The organism is Zobellella denitrificans, assembly GCF_002237365.1.
Taxonomy (GTDB): domain Bacteria; phylum Pseudomonadota; class Gammaproteobacteria; order Enterobacterales; family Aeromonadaceae; genus Oceanimonas; species Oceanimonas denitrificans.
Genome location: NZ_NMUO01000146.1, coordinates 1 through 5,574, shown reverse-complemented (window position 1 = coordinate 5,574; position 5,574 = coordinate 1). Strand labels below are relative to the sequence as shown.

Genomic DNA, 5,574 nt, shown 5'->3' with positions numbered 1-5,574 from the left:
CTGCCGTCGGCGGCCTGCACCGCCGCCGGGCCCGAGCCGCCGTTGGCCTGGCTGCTGGCCATGCCGTCCCCTTCCCCGAACAGCTCGAAACCAACCTGCGCCAGCTCGCCGTCGGCCACCCGGTGGGCATCGGCCTGCTCAATGCGGATAATGCCCCTGTTGGTGGTCAGCCAGAGCCCGCCCAGCCGGTCCGCCACGGGCTGGAACATCTTCTCCACCGGCAGGCCGTGCCGGCGCCCCACCACCGCCAGGCTGCCGTCCCGGTAGCGGTAGCGCAGCAGGCCCCGGTCGGTGGCCATCCACAGGTGGCGGCCATCCGGCTCCTGGTAAAAGCCGAAGGCATACTCGGCGTTTTCCTGGCTGTTGAGGTAGAGCGGCGTGACGGTGCCGTCGCGCACCCGGGCCGCCCCCACCCCGGTCCCCACCCAGATATCGCCGTTCACCGCCTCGAACAGGTTCATCACAAAGTCGCCGGGCAGGCCGTCCGCCTGGGTATAGGTGCGGATGCCGTCCTCCGCCAGCCGGTTCAGCCCCTTGGCGGTGCCCACCCAGAGGCTGCCGTCCCGGGCCGGCAGCACGGCCCGCACCTCGTTGGCGCCGAGGCCGCTCTCCCGGTCGAGGATCTCCGCCAGCTCTCCGTCCTGCAGCCGCAACAGGCCATGGGTATAGGTCCCCACCCACAGTTCGCCTCGCCGGCCTTCGGCCAGGCTGAGCACGGAGGGAATGCCGCCATCGGGCAGGCGCAGCGGCAGGCTGGTGATGCTGTCGCCGCGGATCTGGCTGAGCCCGTTGCTGCTGCCCACCCAGACCGAGCCGTCGCTGTGGGCCAGCACGGTGCGCACATAGTTGCCGGCCAGGCCGTCGTCCTGGGTGTAGCTGGTGAAGGGGGCGTCGCGCAGCCGCAGCAGGCCGCCATTGGTGCCCACCCAGATGCTGCGCTCGGCGTCCTGGAACAGCGACACCACCCGCTTGTCCGGCAGCCCCTGCGCCAGCCCCAGGCGCTCCAGGCCAAACCGGCTGACCCGGACCAGCCCCCGGTCGATGGTACCCAGCCAGAGGGAACCTTCATCATCCAGCAGCAGGCTGCTGACGGCCTCCCCGGCCAGGGCCGGTGAATGGGGCCGGGCGCTGTCGTCCTCCCACACATAGAGCCCCTGCTCGGAGCCGATCAGCAGGCGCCCCCGCTCGTCGTGCAGCAGGGCCAGCACCGGCACCGGCGGCACCCCGGGCACCACGGCCACCTCGCCGTCCCGGATCCAGGCCAGGCCCTGGGAGGTGCCGGCCCATATCCGCCCGTCGTCGTCTTCCAGCAGGCGGTAGACCCCGGCCCCGGGCAGGCCCTCGGCCACGCCGTAGTGGTGCTCGCCCCCGCCGTCGCGCATATAAATGCCCTCGCCCTCGGTGGCGAACCACAAGCGGCCACGGCGGTCGCGCAGCACATGGTTGACCATGGCGGCCACCGGCGGCTCGGCCGTCCAGCGCTGCTGCTCGTAGCGGCTGACGCCGCCCCGTGCACCGGCCACCAGCACGCCCTGGCCGTCCGGCGTCAGGCTGCGCAGCCCGGAGTCGGGCAGGCCGGTGTGCTCGCCCCGCTCGAACACCCTGAACTCCCGGCCGTTGTAACGGGCCACCCCTTCCCAGGTGGCAAACCACAGGTAGCCTTCGCTGGTCTGGGCGATGGCGTTGATGGAGTTGTAGGGCAGGCCGTTGCGGGTGGTCCAGGTGTCCTGGTAGTAGTGGGAAAGCGGCGCCTGGGCGGCAGAAAGGGAGGATGACAATAGCAGCAGCAGGCCGAGGAGCCGGTTGCATCGCCGAAGGAGAGGCGGCGGGATCTTGAGCTTCATGGCGAGAACTTCATACCTCTGGTCCAATACGTTCGAGCCGCTTGGGGGCACTTTGCCTGGAGCGCAGGCGGCTCGTTTGCATTTCTAACTCGTAGGGTCCACTTTAGTGGACCGTCCCGCCACCGGCGCCGTGGTCCGGTCGAATAAATTCGACCCTACAAACACCTCCAACCGTAGGGTCCACTTTAGTGGACCGTCCCGCCACCGGCGCCGTGGTCCGGTCGAATAAATTCGACCCTACAACAGGAGCACAGCGGGGACTCTCGGCCTGGGTGCAAGGTTCCATGCGGGCGGGCCGCCCGCGCCCCAGGGCGTGCACTGCCCCGGCATTCAAGGCGCAGGCCGTTTTGGAGCGCAGGCGGGCCACCCGCGCCCCAAATCAGCAGTAGCCGTATTTCATCAGCCGCTGGTAACGTTGCTCCAGCAGGGTGTCGGTGTCGAGGGCGTCCAGCTCATTCAGATCCGCCAGCAGGCGGGCCTTGAGCCGCTCGGCCATCAGCGGCGGGTTGCTGTGGGCGCCGCCCATGGGCTCTTCCACCACGTTGTCGATCAGTTTCAGCTCGTGGATACGGCCGGCGGTGATGCCCATGGCTTCCGCCGCCACCGAGGCCTTGTCGGCGCTCTTCCACAGGATGGAGGCGCAGCCTTCCGGCGAGATCACCGAATAGGTGGAATACTGCAGCATGTTGACCCGGTCGCCCACGCCGATGGCCAGGGCGCCGCCGGAGCCGCCTTCGCCGATCACGGTGCAGACGATGGGGGTCTTGAGCCCGGCCATCACCTTGAGGTTGCGGGCGATGGCCTCGGACTGGCCGCGCTCTTCCGCGCCCACGCCCGGGTAGGCGCCGGGGGTGTCGATAAAGGTGAGGATCGGCATCTTGAAGCGCTCGGCCATTTCCATCAGCCGCAGCGCCTTGCGGTAGCCCTCGGGGCGGGGCATGCCGAAGTTGCGCTTGATCTTCTCCTTGGTCTCCCGACCCTTCTGCTGGCCGATCACCATCACCGGGCGGCCCTCGAAGCGGGCCACGCCGCCGACGATGGCCTTGTCGTCCGCGTAGGCGCGATCACCGGCCAGCTCGTCGAACTCGCCGAACATCAGCTCGATGTAGTCCAGGGTGTAGGGGCGGCGCGGGTGGCGCGCCAGCTGGGAGATCTGCCAGGGCCCCAGGTTGCTGAACACCTTGCGGGTCAGTTCGTCCCGCTTCATCTCCAGGCGCCGGACTTCTTCGTCCAGGTCGATGTCCAGGCCGTCACCTTCGCTGACGTGGCGGAGTTCTTCAATCTGGGCCTGAAGCTCTGCGATGGGTTGTTCAAAATCCAGAAAATGGTGGCTCATAGGTCCCCTCTATTCAAAAATCAGTTCGACCTTATCCCGACCCAGCAACTGTTTCAGCGCTTCCAGCATCTGATCGGTGGGGGTTACCCGCCATTCGGTTCCAAGCTGAAGCTGCGCCCGTGCTCCCGGTCTGTGATAGGTCACTCGAACAGGACAGACTCCCGCCCTCACCGGCGTGAGAATGTCCAATAATTGGGTGAAAAAGCCCTGATCGATCTGGCTTTTGTCGATGTTCAACTGTAGCCCGCGGGCAAACCGCTCGCGCGCCTCATTGATGTCTAGCACTTCCCGTGCCGACATTTTAAGTCCGCCGGAGAAGTCGTCAAAGCTGACCTGTCCGCTGATGACCAGGATTTTATCCTTTTCCAGCAAAGACTCATAGCGATCCAGGGCATCCGAAAACAGGGTCACGTCCAGCCGGCCTGACTTGTCGTCCAGGGTGAGGATGCCCATGCGGTTGCCGCGCTTGGTGGTCATCACCCGGGCGGCGATCACCAGCCCGGCCACGGTGGTGCTGCGATCCCGCCCGGTGGGCTGCACCTCGTTGAGCCGGCCACCGGTGTAGTGGCGCAGCTCTTTGGCGTACTGGTTGATGGGATGGCCGGTGAGGTAGAGCCCGAGCGTGTCCCGCTCCCCTTCCAGCCACACCTGGTCCGGCCAGGGCGCGACGTCGGCGAAGGCATGCTCGATGTTTTCTTCCTCCACCAGCACCCCGAACATGTCGCCCTGGCCCAGGGCCTCGGCGCGGGCGTGCTGGTCGGCGGCCTTCATCGCCTCTTCCAGGGTCGCCATCAGCGAGGCCCGGTGCGGGCCCAGCCGATCCATGGCGCCGGAGAGGATCAGCTTTTCCATCACCCGCTTGTTGAGCTTCTTCAGATCGACCCGGTTGCAAAAGTCGAACAGATCCCGGAAGGGCCCGCCCTGCTCCCGCGCCTCGAGGATGGCCTCGATGGGCGCCTCGCCCACTCCCTTGATGGCACCGATGCCGTAGACGATATGACCGTCCTCGTTGACGGTGAAGCGGTAGCGACCGGAGTTGACGTCCGGCGGCAACAGGGAAAGCCCCATGCGCTGGCATTCGTCCACCAGGGTCACCACCTTGTCGGTGTTGTCCATGTCGGCGGTCATCACCGCCGCCATGAACTCGGCCGGGTAGTGGGTCTTGAGCCACAGGGTCTGGTAGGACACCAGGGCGTAGGCGGCGGAGTGCGACTTGTTGAAGCCGTAGCCGGCGAACTTCTCCACCAGGTCGAAGATCTTCATCGCCAATTCGCCGTCGATGCCGTTGGCCACGGCACCGGCCTCGAAGCCGGCGCGCTGCTTGGCCATCTCCTCCGGCTTCTTCTTGCCCATGGCCCGACGCAACAGGTCGGCGCCGCCCAGGGAGTAGCCGGCCAGCACCTGGGCTATCTGCATCACCTGCTCCTGGTAGAGGATGATGCCGTAGGTGGGCTCGAGGATGGGCTGCAACGACTCGTGCTGCCACTGCTCGTCCGGGTAGGAGATGGCTTCCCGCCCGTGCTTGCGGTCGATGAAGTTGTCCACCATGCCCGACTGCAGCGGCCCCGGTCGGAACAGGGCCACCAGGGCGATCATGTCCTCGAAGCAGTCCGGCTGCAGCCGCTTGATCAAGTCCTTCATGCCGCGGGATTCAAGCTGGAACACCGCCGTGGTCTCATGGCGCTTGAGCAGCTTGAACGAATCCTTATCGTCGATGGGGATGGCGGCGATGTCCACCGGCGGCTTGCCTTCCTTCGCCAGCCTGGGGTTGATCATGCCCAGCGCCCAGTCGATGATGGTGAGGGTGCGCAGGCCGAGGAAGTCGAACTTCACCAGGCCGGCGTATTCCACGTCGTTCTTGTCGAACTGGGTGACCGGGTTGCGGCCGTGCTCGTCGCAGTAGAGCGGCGAGAAGTCGGTGATTTTGGTGGGCGCGATGACCACGCCGCCGGCGTGCTTGCCGGCGTTGCGGGTCACCCCCTCCAGCTTGCGCGCCATGTCGATCAGCGCCTTGACCTCTTCGTCCTGGTCGTAGAGTTCGGGCAGCTTGGGCTCGACCTCGAACGCCTTGGCCAGGGTCATGCCCGGATCCGGCGGGATCAGCTTGGAGATACGGTCGACGAAGCCGTAGGGGTGGCCCAGTACCCGGCCCACGTCGCGCACCACCGCCTTGGCGGCCATGGTGCCGAAGGTGATGATCTGGCTCACCGCCTCCCGGCCGTACAGCTCGGCCACGTGGTCGATGACCTCGTCGCGCCTGTCCATGCAGAAGTCGATGTCGAAGTCGGGCATCGACACCCGCTCCGGGTTGAGGAAGCGTTCGAACAGCAGGTCGAACTCGAGCGGATCCAGGTCGGTGATCTTGAGCGCATAGGCCACCAGGGATCCCGCCCC

Annotated in this window: 3 protein-coding genes; all 3 read right to left on the bottom strand. The window is 66.5% G+C overall.

Annotation, left to right across the window (positions count from 1 at the left end; genetic code table 11):
• Positions 1 to 1,844: ligand-binding sensor domain-containing protein (locus tag CGX12_RS18630; RefSeq protein ID WP_303396188.1), on the bottom strand; the 1,844-nt coding region annotated here is incomplete at its 3' end.
• Positions 1,845 to 2,223: 379 nt separating this feature from the next.
• Positions 2,224 to 3,180, bottom strand: coding sequence for an acetyl-CoA carboxylase carboxyl transferase subunit alpha (gene accA / locus CGX12_RS18625; RefSeq protein ID WP_094041374.1), 957 nt, complete (start codon positions 3,178 to 3,180; stop codon positions 2,224 to 2,226).
• 9 nt (positions 3,181 to 3,189) lie between these two features.
• Positions 3,190 to 5,574, bottom strand: a 2,385-nt coding sequence (gene dnaE / locus CGX12_RS18620; protein ID WP_094041373.1) for a DNA polymerase III subunit alpha, incomplete at its 5' end; no start/stop codon positions are given.

Coding starts and splice junctions, on each gene's coding strand:
- accA (WP_094041374.1), bottom strand. CDS start 3,180: ATGAGCCACCATTTTCTGGATTTTGAACAACCCATCGCAGAGCTTCAG.